The sequence below is a fragment of the Enterobacter sp. 148H3 genome (genome assembly GCF_034107425.1).
In the GTDB taxonomy this organism is placed as follows: Bacteria; Pseudomonadota; Gammaproteobacteria; order Enterobacterales; family Enterobacteriaceae; genus Enterobacter; species Enterobacter vonholyi.
In genome coordinates this window covers 22,172-38,405 of the sequence record NZ_JAWNEI010000017.1, presented here as the reverse complement: position 1 = coordinate 38,405, position 16,234 = coordinate 22,172, and the positions used below count along the sequence as shown (strand labels likewise).

17 protein-coding genes are annotated in these 16,234 nt (G+C 57.9%); 13 read left to right on the top strand and 4 right to left on the bottom strand.

What is annotated here, in order from left to right; genetic code table 11:
• The first annotated feature begins 18 nt into the window (after window positions 1-18).
• The 7 genes from dapF (at window position 19) to corA (ending at window position 6,708) form a co-directional block, all read left to right on the top strand.
• Window positions 19-843, top strand: a complete 825-nt coding sequence (gene dapF, locus USH94_RS19755) for a diaminopimelate epimerase (protein ID WP_111963532.1) — start codon at window positions 19-21, stop codon at window positions 841-843.
• Window positions 840-1,547, top strand: a complete 708-nt coding sequence (locus USH94_RS19750) for a DUF484 domain-containing protein (protein WP_111963533.1) — start codon at window positions 840-842, stop codon at window positions 1,545-1,547. Before dapF ends, USH94_RS19750 begins: the two co-directional genes overlap by 4 nt.
• The gene (xerC, locus tag USH94_RS19745) at window positions 1,544-2,446 is read left to right on the top strand and encodes a tyrosine recombinase XerC (RefSeq protein ID WP_023345086.1); all 903 of its coding nucleotides are present in this window, start codon (window positions 1,544-1,546) and stop codon (window positions 2,444-2,446) included. The genes USH94_RS19750 and xerC overlap by 4 nt, the downstream gene beginning before the upstream one ends.
• The gene (yigB, locus tag USH94_RS19740) at window positions 2,446-3,162 is read left to right on the top strand and encodes a 5-amino-6-(5-phospho-D-ribitylamino)uracil phosphatase YigB (RefSeq protein ID WP_111963534.1); all 717 of its coding nucleotides are present in this window, start codon (window positions 2,446-2,448) and stop codon (window positions 3,160-3,162) included. The genes xerC and yigB overlap by 1 nt, the downstream gene beginning before the upstream one ends.
• 76 nt (window positions 3,163-3,238) lie before the next feature.
• Window positions 3,239-5,401, top strand: coding sequence for a DNA helicase II (gene uvrD, locus USH94_RS19735; RefSeq protein ID WP_021242849.1), 2,163 nt, complete (start codon window positions 3,239-3,241; stop codon window positions 5,399-5,401).
• A gap of 149 nt (window positions 5,402-5,550) precedes the next feature.
• Window positions 5,551-5,607, top strand: coding sequence for a YsgD/CorL family protein (ysgD, locus tag USH94_RS19730; protein ID WP_212743980.1), 57 nt, complete (start codon window positions 5,551-5,553; stop codon window positions 5,605-5,607).
• A 150-nt stretch (window positions 5,608-5,757) separates the two neighbouring features.
• Window positions 5,758-6,708 carry a magnesium/cobalt transporter CorA gene (gene corA, locus USH94_RS19725; RefSeq protein WP_008501540.1) on the top strand — a complete coding sequence of 317 codons (951 nt, stop codon included), beginning with the start codon at window positions 5,758-5,760 and terminating at the stop codon, window positions 6,706-6,708.
• Window positions 6,709-6,791: 83 nt separating this feature from the next.
• Here corA and rarD read toward each other — a convergent pair whose 3' ends face one another.
• Window positions 6,792-7,688: an EamA family transporter RarD gene (gene rarD, locus USH94_RS19720; protein ID WP_008501539.1), complete on the bottom strand. Its 897-nt coding sequence runs from the start codon at window positions 7,686-7,688 to the stop codon at window positions 6,792-6,794.
• A 51-nt stretch (window positions 7,689-7,739) separates the two neighbouring features.
• Window positions 7,740-8,207 carry an acyl-CoA thioesterase YigI gene (gene yigI / locus USH94_RS19715; RefSeq protein ID WP_008501538.1) on the bottom strand — a complete coding sequence of 156 codons (468 nt, stop codon included), beginning with the start codon at window positions 8,205-8,207 and terminating at the stop codon, window positions 7,740-7,742.
• A gap of 163 nt (window positions 8,208-8,370) precedes the next feature.
• Between yigI and pldA the strand changes: the two genes are divergently transcribed.
• The 3 genes from pldA (at window position 8,371) to rhtC (ending at window position 11,842) form a co-directional block, all read left to right on the top strand.
• Window positions 8,371-9,240, top strand: coding sequence for a phospholipase A (gene pldA / locus USH94_RS19710; protein ID WP_045417650.1), 870 nt, complete (start codon window positions 8,371-8,373; stop codon window positions 9,238-9,240).
• A gap of 90 nt (window positions 9,241-9,330) precedes the next feature.
• Window positions 9,331-11,160, top strand: a complete 1,830-nt coding sequence (gene recQ, locus USH94_RS19705) for an ATP-dependent DNA helicase RecQ (protein ID WP_047345452.1) — start codon at window positions 9,331-9,333, stop codon at window positions 11,158-11,160.
• Window positions 11,161-11,221: 61 nt separating this feature from the next.
• Window positions 11,222-11,842 (top strand): threonine export protein RhtC, encoded by a 621-nt coding sequence (gene rhtC / locus USH94_RS19700; protein ID WP_111963536.1) that lies wholly within the window; start codon window positions 11,222-11,224, stop codon window positions 11,840-11,842.
• Here the strand turns inward: rhtC and rhtB are convergent.
• A complete protein-coding gene (gene rhtB / locus USH94_RS19695; protein ID WP_111963537.1) occupies window positions 11,839-12,459 on the bottom strand; it encodes a homoserine/homoserine lactone efflux protein in 621 nt (206 codons plus the stop codon). The two genes, rhtC and rhtB, sit on opposite strands and share 4 nt — an antisense overlap.
• A gap of 110 nt (window positions 12,460-12,569) precedes the next feature.
• Between rhtB and pldB the strand changes: the two genes are divergently transcribed.
• From pldB to USH94_RS19680, 3 genes are all read left to right on the top strand, one after another.
• The gene (gene pldB / locus USH94_RS19690) at window positions 12,570-13,562 is read left to right on the top strand and encodes a lysophospholipase L2 (protein WP_111963538.1); all 993 of its coding nucleotides are present in this window, start codon (window positions 12,570-12,572) and stop codon (window positions 13,560-13,562) included.
• Window positions 13,563-13,593: 31 nt separating this feature from the next.
• Window positions 13,594-14,394: a sugar/pyridoxal phosphate phosphatase YigL gene (gene yigL, locus USH94_RS19685; RefSeq protein WP_029741831.1), complete on the top strand. Its 801-nt coding sequence runs from the start codon at window positions 13,594-13,596 to the stop codon at window positions 14,392-14,394.
• A gap of 82 nt (window positions 14,395-14,476) precedes the next feature.
• Window positions 14,477-15,376 carry a carboxylate/amino acid/amine transporter gene (locus USH94_RS19680; RefSeq protein WP_111963539.1) on the top strand — a complete coding sequence of 300 codons (900 nt, stop codon included), beginning with the start codon at window positions 14,477-14,479 and terminating at the stop codon, window positions 15,374-15,376.
• On the opposite strand, the gene metR is transcribed toward USH94_RS19680, so the two are convergent.
• Entirely contained in the window at window positions 15,264-16,217 is a 954-nt protein-coding gene (metR, locus tag USH94_RS19675; RefSeq protein WP_045357166.1) for an HTH-type transcriptional regulator MetR, read from the bottom strand. The genes USH94_RS19680 and metR overlap by 113 nt on opposite strands.
• Between the last annotated feature and the right edge of the window lie 17 nt (window positions 16,218-16,234).

Genomic DNA, 16,234 nt, shown 5'->3' with positions numbered 1-16,234 from the left:
CGCGCAATGGAGCAAATGATGCAGTTCTCTAAAATGCATGGCCTTGGCAACGATTTTATGGTCGTCGACGCGGTAACGCAGAATGTGTTTTTCTCGCCTGAACTGATCCGTCGCCTGGCGGATCGGCATCTGGGCGTTGGGTTCGATCAGCTGCTGGTGGTCGAGCCACCGTACGATCCCGATCTTGATTTCCACTACCGTATTTTTAACGCGGACGGCAGCGAAGTTAACCAGTGCGGCAACGGCGCGCGCTGTTTCGCCCGCTTTGTCCGCCTGAAAGGGCTGACCAACAAGCGTGATATTCGCGTCAGCACGGCCAATGGTCGCATGGTGCTCAGCGTCACCGATGATGAGCTGGTGCGCGTGAACATGGGCGAGCCTAACTTCGAGCCCTCCGTCGTGCCGTTTCGCGCAAACAAAGCGGAAAAGACCTATATTATGCGTGCGGCCGAGCAGACAGTATTGTGCGGCGTCGTCTCAATGGGTAACCCACACTGCGTGATTCAGGTTGATGATGTGGAAACTGCCGCGGTCGAAACGCTCGGCCCGGTACTGGAAAGCCACGAACGTTTCCCGGAGCGCGCGAACATCGGCTTTATGCAGGTGGTGAAGCGCGAACACATTCGCCTGCGGGTTTACGAGCGCGGCGCGGGTGAGACTCAGGCCTGCGGAAGCGGTGCCTGTGCTGCGGTGGCCGTGGGCATCTCCCAGGGGGTACTGGCTGAAGAGGTTCGCGTGGAATTACCGGGCGGTCGGCTTGATATCGCCTGGAAAGGACCGGGTCATCCACTGTATATGACTGGCCCGGCGGCACATGTCTATGACGGGTTTATCCATCTATGAAACAACCAGGGGAAGAACTGCAGGAAACAGTGACGGAACTGGACGACAGGGCTGTTGTTGATTATCTGCTGCGCAATCCTGAGTTTTTTATTCGCAATGCACGCGTCGTCGAAGAGATGCGCGTGCCGCACCCGGTTCGCGGAACCGTGTCGCTGGTCGAATGGCACATGGCGCGCTCGCGCAACCACATCAGCCAGCTTGAAGAGAACATGACGCTGCTGATGGAGCAGGCCAGCACCAACGAAAGCCTGTTCTATCGACTGCTGCATCTGCAGGCGCGTCTGGCGTCGGCGCACAGCCTCGACGAGTTCCTCAGCCGTTTCCACCGCTGGGCGCGCGAGCTGGGGCTGGCGGGCGCAACGATTCGTCTTTTCCCTGACCGCTGGCGCATCGGCGCGCCGTCGGGATTTACCCATCTGGCACTCAGCCGTCAGGCATTTGAACCGCTGCGCATTCAGCGTCTGGGCCATGATCACCACTATCTGGGGCCGCTGAACGGGCCTGAGCTGCTGGTGGTATTACCGGAAGCCAAAGCGATTGGCTCGGTGGCGATGTCGCTGATGGGGCGCGATGGCGATCTGGGCGTCATATTATTTACCAGCCGCGACGCGCATCACTACGAGCAGGGGCAAGCCACGCACCTGCTGCAGGAGATCGCCCTGATGCTGCCTGAGCTGCTGGAGCGCTGGATTGAGCGCGTATGACGGACGGACTGCTCGCCACTGACGTCTCGCGCTTTCTGCGCTATCTCGGCGTGGAACGTCAGCTTAGCCCCATTACGCTGCTTAACTATCAGCGTCAGCTTGATGCCATCATGCAGATCGCCGACGAAATCGGCCTGAAAAGCTGGCAACAATGTGACGCTGCGACGGTACGCGGGTTTGTCGTGCGTAGCCGTAAAAAAAATCTCAGCCCGGCGAGCCTGGCGCTCAGGCTCTCAGCGCTGCGCAGCTTCTTCGACTGGCTGGTCAGCCAGGGGGGCTTAAAAGCCAACCCGGCAAAGGGGATAGCCACGCCGAAGGCGCCGCGCCATCTGCCTAAAAATATTGACGTTGACGACGTAAACCGCCTGCTGGATATCGACCTTAACGATCCGCTGGCCGTGCGCGACCGCGCGATGCTGGAGGTGATGTACGGTGCCGGGTTACGTCTGTCTGAGCTCGTTAACCTCGACCTCAAGCATCTCGATCTGGAATCGGGCGAAGTGTGGGTAATGGGTAAGGGCAGCAAAGAGCGCCGCCTGCCGATTGGCCGCAATGCGGTCTCCTGGATTGAGCACTGGCTTGATCTGCGCGGGCTGTTTGGCACCGACGAAGATGCGCTGTTCCTGTCAAAACTCGGCAAGCGGATCTCGGCGCGTAACGTGCAGAAGCGCTTTGCGGAGTGGGGCATTAAGCAGGGGCTGAACAGCCACGTTCACCCGCACAAGCTGCGCCACTCCTTTGCGACACACATGCTTGAGTCGAGCGGCGATCTGCGCGGCGTGCAGGAACTGCTTGGCCACGCAAATCTGTCGACCACTCAAATCTATACCCACTTAGACTTCCAGCACCTTGCCTCGGTGTATGACGCGGCGCATCCACGCGCCAAACGGGGGAAATAATGCGTTTTTACCGCCCACTCGGTCAGATCTCAGCCCTGACGTTTGACCTTGATGACACTCTTTATGACAACCGCGAGGTGATCCTGCGCACCGAGCAGGAGTCCCTGGCGTTTGTGCAGAACTACCATCCCGCGCTGAAGGCGATACAGAACAAGGACTTCCAGAAGCTGCGCCAGTCCCTGCGTGAGACCGAGCCGGACATTTACCACGACGTGACCGAATGGCGTCGTCGCGCGGTTGAGCAGGCGATGCTCAACGTGGGTCTGAGCACACAGGATGCTGCCATTGGGGCGGAAGCGGCCATGGAAAACTTTGCTAAATGGCGCAGCCGTATCGACGTGCCGCAGGAAACCCACGACACGCTGGCGAAGCTTGCCGAAAAGTGGCCGCTGGTGGCCATCACCAACGGCAATGCCCAGCCGGAGCTTTTTGGCCTGAGTGATTACTTCGAATTCGTGCTGCGTGCGGGTCCTCACGGGCGCGCGAAGCCGTTCAGTGACATGTACCATCTGGCGGCAGATAAGCTTAACCTGCCGCTGGGTGAGATCCTGCACGTGGGGGATGACCTGACCACAGACGTGGCCGGCGCCATCCGCTGCGGGATGCAGGCCTGCTGGATCAAGCCGGAAAATGCTGACCTGATGATCGCCTCCGATAGCCGTCTTCTGCCGCACGTGGAAATTTCACGGTTGGCATCCCTCACGACGCTGATATAATCATCAATTGTTCTGTATAAATTAACAGGGTTTTGGCGAATGCTATTCGCCTGCCCGACATGACGTGACGGTGCCAATGGACGTTTCTTACCTGCTCGACAGCCTTAATGACAAACAGCGTGATGCGGTTGCCGCCTCGCGCACCAACCTGCTGGTGCTGGCTGGAGCGGGCAGTGGTAAGACGCGCGTGCTGGTTCACCGTATCGCCTGGCTGCAGAGCGTGGAAAACTGCTCGCCGTACTCCATCATGGCGGTCACGTTCACCAACAAGGCGGCGGCGGAGATGCGCCACCGCATCGCCCAACTGATGGGCACCAGCCAGGGCGGCATGTGGGTCGGCACCTTCCACGGCCTGGCGCACCGCCTGCTGCGCGCACACCACATGGACGCCAACCTGCCGCAGGATTTCCAGATCCTCGACAGCGAAGACCAGCTCCGTCTGCTGAAACGCCTGATCAAGGCGATGAACCTCGACGAGAAGCAGTGGCCGCCGCGTCAGGCGATGTGGTACATCAACGGTCAGAAAGACGAGGGGCTGCGCCCGCACCATATTCAGAGCTTCGGCAACCCGGTGGAGCAGACCTGGCAGAACGTCTACAAGGCCTACCAGGAAGCGTGTGACCGCGCCGGGCTGGTGGACTTTGCCGAACTGTTGCTGCGCGCCCACGAGCTGTGGCTGAACAAACCGCACATCCTGCAGCACTACCGTGAACGCTTCACCAATATCCTGGTGGACGAATTCCAGGATACCAACAACATCCAGTACGCCTGGATCCGCCTGCTGGCCGGGGATACCGGCAAGGTGATGATCGTGGGCGATGACGACCAGTCGATCTACGGCTGGCGCGGGGCGCAGGTGGAGAACATTCAGCGCTTCCTCAACGATTTCCCCGGCGCCGAAACCATCCGTCTGGAGCAGAACTACCGCTCGACCAGCAATATCCTCAGCGCGGCCAACGCCCTGATTGAAAACAACAACGGGCGTCTGGGTAAAAAGCTGTGGACCGACGGCGTCGACGGCGAACCGATTTCGATTTACTGCGCCTTCAACGAGCTCGACGAAGCGCGCTTCGTGGTCAACCGCATCAAAACCTGGCAGGACAACGGCGGCGCGCTGGAGCAGTGTGCCATTCTCTATCGCAGCAACGCCCAGTCGCGCGTGCTGGAAGAGGCGCTGCTGCAGGTGGGGATGCCGTACCGCATTTACGGCGGTATGCGCTTCTTCGAACGTCAGGAAATCAAAGATGCGCTCTCGTATCTGCGTCTGATTGCCAACCGTAACGACGACGCGGCGTTTGAACGCGTGGTGAACACCCCAACCCGCGGGATTGGCGACCGTACGCTGGACGTGGTGCGTCAGGCCTCGCGCGACCGCCAGCTGACGCTGTGGCAGGCGTGCCGCGAGCTGCTGCAGGAAAAAGCGCTCGCCGGACGTGCCGCCAGCGCATTGCAGCGCTTCCTTGAGCTGATTGACGCCCTCGCGCAGGAAACGGCCGACATGCCGCTGCACGTGCAGACCGACCGGGTGATTAAAGATTCCGGCCTGCGCACCATGTACGAGCAGGAAAAAGGCGAGAAGGGCCAGACCCGTATTGAGAACTTAGAGGAACTGGTCACGGCAACGCGCCAGTTCAGCTACAACGAAGAAGACGAAGACCTGATGCCGCTGCAGGCGTTCCTCTCCCACGCCGCGCTGGAAGCGGGGGAAGGGCAGGCGGATACCTGGCAGGATGCGGTTCAGCTCATGACCCTGCACTCCGCCAAAGGACTGGAGTTCCCGCAGGTATTCATTGTCGGAATGGAAGAGGGGATGTTCCCAAGCCAGATGTCGCTGGATGAAGGCGGCCGTCTGGAAGAGGAACGCCGTCTGGCCTACGTGGGCGTGACGCGCGCGATGCAAAAGCTGACGCTGACCTATGCGGAAACCCGCCGTCTGTACGGGAAAGAGGTCTATCACCGTCCGTCGCGCTTTATCGGCGAACTGCCGGAAGAGTGCGTGGAGGAGGTGCGTCTGCGGGCAAGCATCAGTCGTCCTGTCAGCCATCAGCGCATGGGATCGCCGATTGCGGAAACCGACACTGGCTACAAGCTGGGCCAGCGCGTGCGCCATTCGAAGTTTGGCGAAGGTACCATTGTGAATCTGGAAGGCAGCGGCGAGCACAGCCGCCTGCAGGTGGCGTTCCAGGGGCAGGGGATCAAATGGTTGGTGGCCGCCTACGCGAAGCTGGAAACAGTCTAACTTTCAGAAAAATATCATTATTTTGTAATAATCTGCTAGCCTTATACGCTGAAGGTCAATTAATGCCCTTCAGCGTTCCGTTGCGTGTTGACGCCATAGTTATAGCTGGCGTAACATGCGCGCACGATTACGCTAAGAGGACATTCGCCTTGGACACACCCAGTAGATACTGGCTCAATTCCCTGTCATCCAGGAACAACTCCTAAGGCTATCTCCTCTTGCTGATGGCCTTAGTGGTTGTCAGCGACTGCATTATTCCCGTCGCGCTGAGTCAGGCTGTTTAATGGTCTGAAACCCAATTTGTTTCTGTGTGCCCACCGAACTGTCCGATATTTTTTGCATTGGGAGTCCCGGTCATGTTGAGCGCATTTCAACTCGAAAATAACCGACTGACTCGGCTTGAAGCCGAAGAGTCACAGCCCCTCATTGATGCCGTATGGGTGGATCTGGTCGAGCCGGACGACGATGAGCGCCTTCGCGTACAATCTGAGCTGGGGCAAAGCCTGGCAACCCGCCCGGAACTGGAAGACATCGAAGCATCCGCGCGTTTTTTTGAAGACGAAGACGGTCTGCATATTCACTCCTTCTTCTTCTTTGAAGATGCGGAAGACCACGCGGGTAACTCCACCGTGGCGTTTACCATTCGCGACGGCCGCCTGTTTACGCTGCGCGAGCGCGAGCTGCCGGCATTCCGTCTCTACCGCATGCGCGCCCGCAGCCAGGCAATGGTGGATGGTAACGCTTACGAGCTGCTGCTCGATCTGTTCGAGACCAAAATTGAACAGCTGGCGGACGAAATTGAAAACATCTACAGCGATCTGGAAAAGCTGAGCCGCGTGATCATGGAAGGCCATCAGGGCGATGAGTACGACGAGGCACTCTCCACGCTGGCGGAGCTGGAAGATATCGGCTGGAAGGTGCGTTTGTGCCTGATGGATACCCAGCGCGCGCTGAACTTCCTGGTGCGCAAGGCGCGTCTGCCGGGCGGTCAGCTGGAGCAGGCGCGTGAGATTTTACGAGACATCGAATCCCTGCTGCCGCACAACGAATCTCTGTTCCAGAAGGTGAACTTCCTGATGCAGGCGGCGATGGGCTTTATCAACATCGAGCAGAACCGCATCATCAAGATCTTCTCGGTAGTGTCCGTAGTGTTCCTGCCGCCAACGCTGGTGGCATCCAGCTACGGGATGAACTTTGAGTTTATGCCGGAGCTGAAGTGGAGCTTTGGTTACCCGGGGGCGATTATCTTTATGATCCTCGCGGGGCTGGCACCGTATCTGTACTTTAAGCGCCGGAACTGGCTGTAAAAATCTGGCGGGTGGCGCTGCGCTTACCCGCCCAACGATCGAATTCCCTCTCCCTGTGGGAGAGGGTTAGGGTGAGGGCAACATTACAGCCCTTTGCGCCCCCTGCGCTGGGTATAAATCGCATCGGCGACGAAAATCGCCAGCGCCACCCAGATAAAGGCGAACGTCACCATCTTATCCGCCCCCGGCACCTCGCCGTAAAACACCACCGCCAGCAGGAACATTAGCGTCGGGCCAATGTACTGGAAGAAACCCAGCGTGGAGAGACGCAGGCGCGTCGCCGCACCGGTGAAGCACAGCAGTGGAATAGTGGTCACCACGCCCGCCGCCATCAGCATCAGGTTCAGCGACCACGGGTTGCTGCCCATGTGGCTGGTTGGGCTGTCGGCGATGCCGAAAAGATAAATCGCCGCCACGGGCAGCAGCCACAGGGTTTCAAACAGCATCCCTGTCTGCGCTTCCACCGCAATCTTCTTACGCACCAGGCCGTAGAACGCAAAGCTGAACGCCAGGCCGAGGGCAATAATCGGCAGCGAGCCGAAGGTCCAGAGCTGCACCAGTACGCCGCAGAAGGCCAGAATCACCGCCACCCACTGCATCCGGCGGAAGCGCTCACCGAGGAAAATCATCCCCAGCACGATATTCACCAGCGGGTTAATGAAGTACCCCAGGCTCGCTTCGAGCATGTGATGGTTATTCACCGCCCAGATAAACAGCAGCCAGTTGCCGCCAATCAGCACGGCAGAGAGTGCCAGCAGGAAGATCTTCTTCGGGGTTTGCAGCAGCGTTTTGACGCCCGACCACTGACGGCTGAGGCTCATCAGCGCAATCATAAAGAAGAACGACCAGATGACGCGGTGAGTCAGGATCTCATCGGCCGGAACGTAGGCGATAAGCTTGAAATACGCCGGGGCGATACCCCAAATAAAATAAGCGGCAAGGGCGAGTAAAACGCCCTGCCGCGTCTGTTTAGCATCCATCGGGAAAATCCGTTACAAAAAAGTGAATTAATTTTACCCGATTTTGCCGCCTCAACCCACCATATAAGTGGCGGTTGCGCTGGCGATATACACCTGTTCTTCGTTGTGTAATTCAACGCGCGCCACGGCGACTTTATTCCCCGCGCGCAGCAGGCTGCTGGTACAGGTAAAGCGATTTCCGCGCCCCGGGCGAAGATAGTCGACGCGCAGATCGATGGTGCCCATGCGCGCCAGACGCTGGCGGAGTTCGTCTTCGTTGATGGTGTCATGGCGGGTCAGCGTGCTGCCCACGCAGACCAGACCTGCCGCCACGTCCAGCGCGGAGGCAATCACGCCGCCGTGCAAAATACTTTGCGCCCAGTTACCTACCATCATCGGCTGGTTGTTGAAGCTCAGCTGGGCAAAGTCTTTCTCGTAACGCTCCAGCTCCAGTCCCAGCGCGCGGTTAAACGGCATATGGTAAACAAAAATCTCGCCCACGAGTTTTAACACTTCTTCGGCGGTAAGCATGGCTGACATGAGGCATCACATCCTTATTGTTAATAAAATGTTGATTTTATGCCTCGGCAACAAGGAATTCCACTTTCAGAAATGAGGATGCAGCAGTTGTCGCATAAGTCTGTAGAATGTCCGCCACATAACTATTCAGGTAATTTTACTCTTTTGCAGGAGAACACCACCGATGCGGACGTATCTGGCCTGGTTACTGGCGGCGATTTCGCTGCCCCTCACAGCCTATGCGCAGGAAGCGACAATCAAAGAGGTACATGATAAGCCTGCCGTTCACGGTAGCATTATCGCGAACCTTCTTCAGGAGCATGACAATCCGTTCACGCTCTATCCGTATGACACCAACTACGTGATTTACACCCAGACCAGCGATCTCAACAAAGAGGCGATAAGCTCCTATAACTGGTCTGATAATGCGCGTAAAGATGAGGTGAAGTTCCAGCTCAGCCTCGCTTTCCCGTTCTGGCGCGGCATTCTGGGACCGAACTCGGTGTTTGGTGCCTCCTATACGCAGAAGTCCTGGTGGCAGCTCTCTAACAGCGGGGAATCCTCGCCCTTCCGCGAAACCAACTATGAGCCCCAGCTGTTCCTCGGCTTTGCAACGGATTATGAGTTTGCGGGCTGGACGTTACGCGATGTGGAAGTGGGCTTTAACCATGACTCTAACGGACGTTCCGATCCGACATCCCGTAGCTGGAACCGTGCCTATACGCGCCTGATGGCGCAGAACGGTAACTGGATGGTGGAAGTGAAGCCGTGGTATGTGGTCGGCAGCACTGATGACAACCCGGACATCACCAAATATATGGGCTACTACCAGCTTAAAGTCGGCTACCAGTTAGGTGATGCCGTGCTGAGTGCGAAAGGTCAGTACAACTGGAACACCGGCTACGGCGGCGCGGAAGTGGGCTTAAGCTATCCGGTAAGCAAGCATGTCCGCCTTTATACGCAAGTCTACAGCGGTTACGGCGAGTCGCTTATCGATTACAACTTCAACCAGACCCGCGTCGGCGTGGGCGTGATGCTGAACGATATTCTCTAGACTGTTCGAATGTTTTTGCGTTAAACGTTGAAGTTTCTCTCTCAGGCGCTGAAAATAGCGCCTGTTTCATTTCAGGCATATGGGGTTAACGTGGCGCAGGCGGAAGTATTGAATCAGGAGTCGCTGGCTAAACAGGTTTTGCATGAAACCTTTGGCTACCAGCAGTTCCGCCCTGGCCAGGAAACCATCATTGAAACGGTGCTGGAAGGTCGTGATTGCCTGGTGGTGATGCCTACCGGTGGCGGCAAGTCCCTCTGTTATCAGGTGCCCGCGCTGGTGCTTAACGGCCTGACGGTCGTGGTATCCCCCCTCATTTCTCTAATGAAAGACCAGGTTGACCAGCTGCTCGCCAACGGAGTGGCGGCGGCCTGTCTCAACTCGACCCAAACCCGGGAGCAGCAGCAAGAGGTGATGGCCGGGTGTCGCACCGGGCAGATTCGCCTGCTGTATATCGCGCCGGAACGCCTGATGCTGGATAACTTCCTCGATCACCTGGCGCACTGGAACCCGGTCCTGCTGGCGGTGGATGAAGCGCACTGTATTTCCCAGTGGGGACACGATTTCCGCCCGGAATACGCCGCCCTCGGCCAGCTGCGTCAGCGCTTCCCCGAGCTGCCGTTTATGGCGCTTACCGCTACGGCAGATGACACTACGCGGCTGGATATCGTTCGCCTGCTCGGGTTGAACGACCCCTATATTCAGGTCAGCAGCTTCGACCGCCCCAACATCCGCTATATGCTGATGGAAAAATTCAAGCCGCTGGATCAGCTTCTGCGCTACGTGCAGGAGCAGCGCGGCAAGTCCGGCATCATCTACTGCAACAGCCGCGCAAAGGTGGAAGACACCGCCGCGCGTCTGCAAAACCGCGGCTTTAGCGCCGCCGCCTATCACGCCGGATTAGAGAACCACATCCGTGCCGACGTGCAGGAAAAATTCCAGCGCGATGACCTGCAGATCGTGGTCGCGACGGTGGCGTTTGGGATGGGGATCAACAAGCCCAACGTGCGCTTCGTGGTGCATTTCGACATTCCGCGCAATATCGAATCCTACTATCAGGAAACCGGCCGCGCCGGGCGTGACGGCCTGCCTGCGGAAGCGATGCTGTTTTACGATCCGGCCGATATGGCGTGGCTGCGCCGCTGTCTGGAAGAGAAGCCGCAGGGACAGCTGCAGGATATCGAGCGCCACAAGCTCAACGCGATGGGCGCGTTTGCCGAAGCGCAAACCTGCCGTCGTCTGGTTCTGCTCAACTACTTTGGTGAAGGGCGCCAGGAGCCGTGCGGCAACTGCGATATCTGCCTCGACCCGCCGAAGCAGTACGATGGCCTGATGGACGCGCGTAAGGCGCTCTCAACCATTTACCGCGTGAACCAGCGCTTCGGGATGGGCTACGTGGTGGAAGTGCTGCGCGGTGCCAACAACCAGCGTATCCGCGACATGGGCCACGACAAGCTGCCTGTCTACGGTATTGGCAAGGACCAGAGCCACGAGCACTGGGTGAGCATCATTCGCCAGCTGATCCACCTCGGCTTCGCTACGCAGAACATTGCTCAGCACTCCGCGCTTCAGCTCACGGAGGCCGCGCGTCCGGTGCTGCGCGGTGACGTTGAACTGAAGCTCGCCGTGCCGCGCGTCATCGCCCTGAAGCCGCGCGTGATGCAGAAATCCTACGGCGGCAATTACGACCGCAAGCTGTTCGCCAAACTGCGCAAGCTGCGTAAAGCCATCGCCGACGAGGAAAACATCCCGCCTTACGTGGTGTTCAACGACGCGACGCTGATTGAGATGGCCGAGCAGATGCCGCTCAGCGCCAGCGAAATGCTCAGCGTCAACGGCGTCGGCACGCGCAAGCTGGAGCGCTTCGGTAAAGAGTTTATGGCGCTCATCCGCTCTCACGCCGACGGTGACGATGAGGAGTAGTCAGCCGGGCGAAAAAGTGCCAGGATGATGACTCACTAAATTATTTCCCCGCGAGCTAATTATGTTAATGCTATTTCTCACCGTGGCATTAGTGCACATCGTTGCGCTGATGAGCCCCGGCCCAGACTTTTTCTTCGTGTCACAAACGGCCGTCAGCCGCTCCCGAAAAGAGGCGATGATGGGCGTGCTCGGTATCACCATGGGCGTTATGGTCTGGGCGGCCGTTGCGCTGCTCGGTCTGAACCTGATCCTGGCGAAGATGGCCTGGCTGCATAACATCATTATGGTCGGCGGCGGGCTATACCTGTGCTGGATGGGCTACCAGATGCTGCGCGGGGCGCTGAAGAAAGAAGAGAAAAAACCGGAAGAGCCAAAGGTGGAGCTGGCAACGGGCGGTCGCAGCTTTGTAAAAGGGTTGCTGACTAATCTGGCGAACCCAAAAGCGATTATCTATTTCGGCTCCGTGTTCTCGCTGTTTGTCGGCGATAGCGTCGGTGCGGGCGCACGCTGGGGCATCTTCCTGCTGATCGTCGTTGAAACCTTTGCCTGGTTTACTATCGTGGCCAGCCTGTTCGCCTTACCGGCGATGCGCCGCGGCTACCAGCGTATCGCGAAGTGGATTGACGGCTGCGCCGGCGCGCTGTTCGCCGGCTTCGGCATTCATCTCATCATTTCTCGCTAAGCATGACGCGCTGACGCAAGCAGCGCGCCAACCAGCATAAACAGCGAGCCAAAGACTTTATTCAGGGCCTTCATCTGCTTAGGCCCTTTAATCCACGCCGCAATTCGCTGCGCCAGCGTCGCGTAACCAATCATCACGATGATATCGACGATAATGGTGGTCGCGCCCAGCACCACGTACTGCATCACCTGCGGCTGATGCGGAACGATAAACTGCGGGAACAGCGCGGCGAGGAAAACGATGCTCTTCGGGTTGGTCAGGTTGACGAACACCGCCCGCTTAAACAGATGGCCGCGGTTTTGCGTCTGCGCGAGAGTATTCAGGTTGATGGAACCTGCCGCGCGCCACTGCTGGATGCCGAGCCAAATCAGATAGGCTGCCCCGGCCCATTTCAGCACTTCAAACGCCAGCACCGAGCGGGAGAAAAGTGTCCCCAGACCAATCCCAACCAGCACAATATGAATGCCCAGCCCGGCCTGCAAACCGGCAATCGACGCCACCGCACCGCGGTAACCGTGGTTGATGGAGGTAGTCATGGTGTTAATAGCACCCGAACCCGGAGAAAGGCTGAGGATAATGGATGTCAGCAGGTAGGCGAACCACCACTCGAAGGTCATTTGAAACTCCCGAACCGTCTATTTTTATGCCACAATACGCTATTATTGAGTCATTTTGTGACCGGTGACGAAAAAAACGATATTCCCTGGATTACGTGAGTGGAAACCCAATGTTTCAGCAGAAAAAGGACTGGGAAACACGAGAAAACGCTTTTGCTGCTTTCTCTATGGGGCCGCTGACCGATTTCTGGCGGCAGCGTGAGGAAGATGAGTTTACGGGCGTCGGGGGCATCCCGGTGCGTTTCGTTCGTTTCCGAAATGAAAAAAATGACCGGGTGATTGTGGTCTGCCCTGGGCGTATTGAAAGCTACGTTAAATACGCTGAGCTGGCCTACGACCTGGTCCATATGGGGTTCGATGTCCTGATTATCGACCATCGTGGACAGGGGCTGTCCGGACGTATGCTTCCGGACACGCACCGTGGGCACGTCGATCGCTTCAGCGATTACGTCGACGATTTTGCCGCGTTCTGGCAGCAGGACGTTCAGCCCGGTCCCTGGCGTAAGCGATACATCCTTGCGCACTCCATGGGGGGCGCGATATCGACGCTGTTTTTGCAGCGTTATGAACACCAGTGCGATGCCATTGCGCTGACCGCGCCGATGTACGGTATCGTTATCCGTTTTCCTGACTGGATGGTGCGCCATCTTCTTGACTGGGCTGAGGGCCATCAGCGCATTCGTGAAGGTTACGCAATAGGTACAGGACGCTGGCGCGCGCTGCCGTTCGCCATCAACGTCTTAACCCATAGTCGGCAGCGTTATCGCCGCAACCTGCGCTTTTATGCCGATGAACCACGCTTACGCGTCGGCGGCCCGACCTGGCACTGGGTGCGGGAGGGTATTATGGCCGGTGAGCAGGTGCTGGCGGGCGTAGGCGATGATGACACGCCGACGCTTCTGATTCAGGCGGAAGAAGAGCGTGTGGTGGATAACCGCATGCATGACCGCTATTGTGAACTGCGCGCTGCAGCCGGTCACCCTTGTGAAGGGGGTAAACCGCTGGTCATTAACGGCGCGTTCCATGAGATCCTTTTTGAAAAGGACGCTATGCGCTCAGTCGCGCTCAACGCCATTGTTGAATTTTTCAACAGGCATAATTGATTTTTGTTTTCCACCAGAGGTTGAAATCCCTATGTACCAGGTTGTTGCATCTGATTTAGATGGCACGCTGCTTTCCCCCGACCACACCCTGTCGCCTTACGCGAAAGAGACCTTAAAACTCCTGACTGCACGTGGTGTGAACTTTGTGTTCGCCACCGGCCGCCACCACGTCGACGTGGGGCAGATCCGCGATAATCTCGAGATCAAATCGTACATGATCACCTCCAACGGTGCGCGCGTGCATGATACCGACGGCAACCTGATCTTTACCCACAACCTGGATCGCGATATTGCCGCCGATCTGTTTGGCGTGGTGCATAACAACCCGGCTATCGTCACTAACGTTTACCGCGACGACGACTGGTTTATGAACCGCCACCGCCCGGATGAAATGCGTTTCTTCAAGGAAGCGGTATTCAACTACTCCCTTTACGAACCGGGCCTGCTGGAGCCGGAAGGGATCAGCAAGGTGTTCTTCACCTGCGACAGCCACGAAGAGCTGCTCCCGCTGGAACAGGCGATCAACGCTCGCTGGGGCGATCGCGTCAACGTAAGCTTCTCAACCCTGACCTGTCTTGAAGTGATGGCGGGTGGCGTCTCCAAAGGTCACGCGCTGGAAGCGGTTGCGAAACGCCTGGGCTTCGGGCTCAAAGACTGTATCGCCTTCGGTGACGGCATGAACGACGCCGAGATGCTTTCAATGGCAGGCAAGGGCTGCATCATGCAGAACGCGCACCAGCGTCTGAAGGATCTCCACCCTGAACTGGAAGTCATTGGTTCTAACGCTGACAACGCGGTACCGAAGTATCTGCGCAAGCTGTTCCTTGAATAATCTTCGCTTGATTGTTTATTGCTCAGTTGTCAACTAAAGAGTTCGCTACAATGCCTCTCCTTCTTTCTGAGAGACAAGCATTGTGGCGCTACTCATTATCACCACTATCCTGTGGGCCTTCTCCTTTAGCCTGATTGGCGAATACCTTGCCGGTTCGGTCGACAGCTACTTCTCGGTGCTGATGCGTGTGGGGCTGGCGGCACTGGTGTTCCTGCCGTTTCTGCGCACGCGCGGGCAATCGCTGAAAACGATTGTGCTGTATATGCTGGTGGGGGCGATGCAGCTCGGCATCATGTATTTGTTCAGCTTCCGGGCTTACGTCTATCTGTCCGTCTCGGAATTCCTGCTCTTTACCGTGCTGACGCCGCTCTACATCACGCTGATTTACGATCTGCTGAGTAAACGCCGTCTGCGCTGGGGATACCTGCTGAGCGCGGCGCTGGCGGTGATTGGCGCGGCGATTATTCGCTACGACAAAGTAAGCGATCACTTCTGGACCGGGCTGATGTTCGTCCAGCTCGCCAACATCAGTTTCGCTATCGGCATGGTGGGCTACAAACGCCTGATGGAAACCCGTCCGATGCCGCAGCATAACGCGTTTGCCTGGTTTTATATGGGCGCCGCGATTGTCGCGGTAGCGGCGTGGTTTATGCTCGGTAACCCGCAAAAGTTGCCGACTACGTCCGTGCAGTGGGGCGTGCTGATCTGGCTGGGCGTCGTGGCTTCCGGGTTGGGGTACTTCATGTGGAACTACGGCGCGACGCAGGTCGACGCCGGTACGCTGGGGATTATGAACAACGTGCATGTCCCGGCAGGGCTGCTGGTCAACCTCGCTATCTGGCAGCAACAGCCGCACTGGCCGAGCTTCCTTATTGGGGGAGCGGTGATCCTGGCTTCGCTGTGGGTCCATCGCCGATGGGTCGCTCCGCGCTCCGCACAAACGGAAGATGGTCGCACGCGTGGTTCCGCGCTGAGCGAATAAACGCCTCCGTAATCGGCTGACGCTGCTCGCCATCGCGCACGGCAGCGTACAGCCGGCTCCACAGTCCTTCTCCCAGGGTTTTGGTCACCACCAGACCCTGGCGTTCAAAGCTCTCCACCACCCAGTGCGGCAGCGCCGCGATACCCATTCTGGCCGCCACCATCTGAATCAGCAGCAGGGTGTTATCCACGCTTTTTAGCTGCGGGCTAATGCCCGCGGGCTGCAGGAAGTGACGCCAGATATCCAGACGACTGCGCTGAACCGGGTAAATCAGCAGCGTTTCCGTCGCCAGGTCTTCCGGCGTGATACGCGTTTTGGCCGCCAGCGGATGGTCCGGCGCCAGCACCAGGCGCACTTCATAATCAAACATCGGCGAATAGTGCAGGCCGCTGCGCGGCAGAATGTCAGAGGTCATGACCAGATCCAGCTCGCCCTGCTGCAGCGAAGGCTGCGGGTCGAACGTCACGCCGGATTTAAAGTCCATCTCCACCTGCGGCCACTTCTGGCGGAAGTTCTCAAGCGCGGGGGTCAGCCACTGAATACAGCTGTGGCACTCAATAGCGATACGCAGTTTGGTCTGCTGCGGTTCGTTACACGCCTGCAGCGCGCTCGCGATTTGCGGCAGAACCTGATTCGCCAGCTGAAGGAGAATTTCACCCTGCGGCGTAAAGCGTAGCGGCTGGCTTTTACGCACAAAAAGACGGAAGCCGAGGCGTTGTTCCAGATCGCTGAACTGGTGAGAAAGGGCGGACTGTGTCTGGTGCAGCGTGGCCGCAGCAGCCGCGAGCGAACCGCAGTTTCGCAACGCTTGTAGCGTTTTCAGGTGTTTAATCTCGATCATGAAAGTCCTTCACTTCG

Coding starts and splice junctions, on each gene's coding strand:
- dapF (WP_111963532.1), top strand. CDS start 19: ATGCAGTTCTCTAAAATGCATGGCCTTGGCAACGATTTTATGGTCGTC.
- USH94_RS19750 (WP_111963533.1), top strand. CDS start 840: ATGAAACAACCAGGGGAAGAACTGCAGGAAACAGTGACGGAACTGGAC.
- xerC (WP_023345086.1), top strand. CDS start 1,544: ATGACGGACGGACTGCTCGCCACTGACGTCTCGCGCTTTCTGCGCTAT.
- yigB (WP_111963534.1), top strand. CDS start 2,446: ATGCGTTTTTACCGCCCACTCGGTCAGATCTCAGCCCTGACGTTTGAC.
- uvrD (WP_021242849.1), top strand. CDS start 3,239: ATGGACGTTTCTTACCTGCTCGACAGCCTTAATGACAAACAGCGTGAT.
- corA (WP_008501540.1), top strand. CDS start 5,758: ATGTTGAGCGCATTTCAACTCGAAAATAACCGACTGACTCGGCTTGAA.
- rarD (WP_008501539.1), bottom strand. CDS start 7,688: ATGGATGCTAAACAGACGCGGCAGGGCGTTTTACTCGCCCTTGCCGCT.
- yigI (WP_008501538.1), bottom strand. CDS start 8,207: ATGTCAGCCATGCTTACCGCCGAAGAAGTGTTAAAACTCGTGGGCGAG.
- pldA (WP_045417650.1), top strand. CDS start 8,371: ATGCGGACGTATCTGGCCTGGTTACTGGCGGCGATTTCGCTGCCCCTC.
- rhtC (WP_111963536.1), top strand. CDS start 11,222: ATGTTAATGCTATTTCTCACCGTGGCATTAGTGCACATCGTTGCGCTG.
- rhtB (WP_111963537.1), bottom strand. CDS start 12,459: ATGACCTTCGAGTGGTGGTTCGCCTACCTGCTGACATCCATTATCCTC.
- pldB (WP_111963538.1), top strand. CDS start 12,570: ATGTTTCAGCAGAAAAAGGACTGGGAAACACGAGAAAACGCTTTTGCT.
- yigL (WP_029741831.1), top strand. CDS start 13,594: ATGTACCAGGTTGTTGCATCTGATTTAGATGGCACGCTGCTTTCCCCC.
- metR (WP_045357166.1), bottom strand. CDS start 16,217: ATGATCGAGATTAAACACCTGAAAACGCTACAAGCGTTGCGAAACTGC.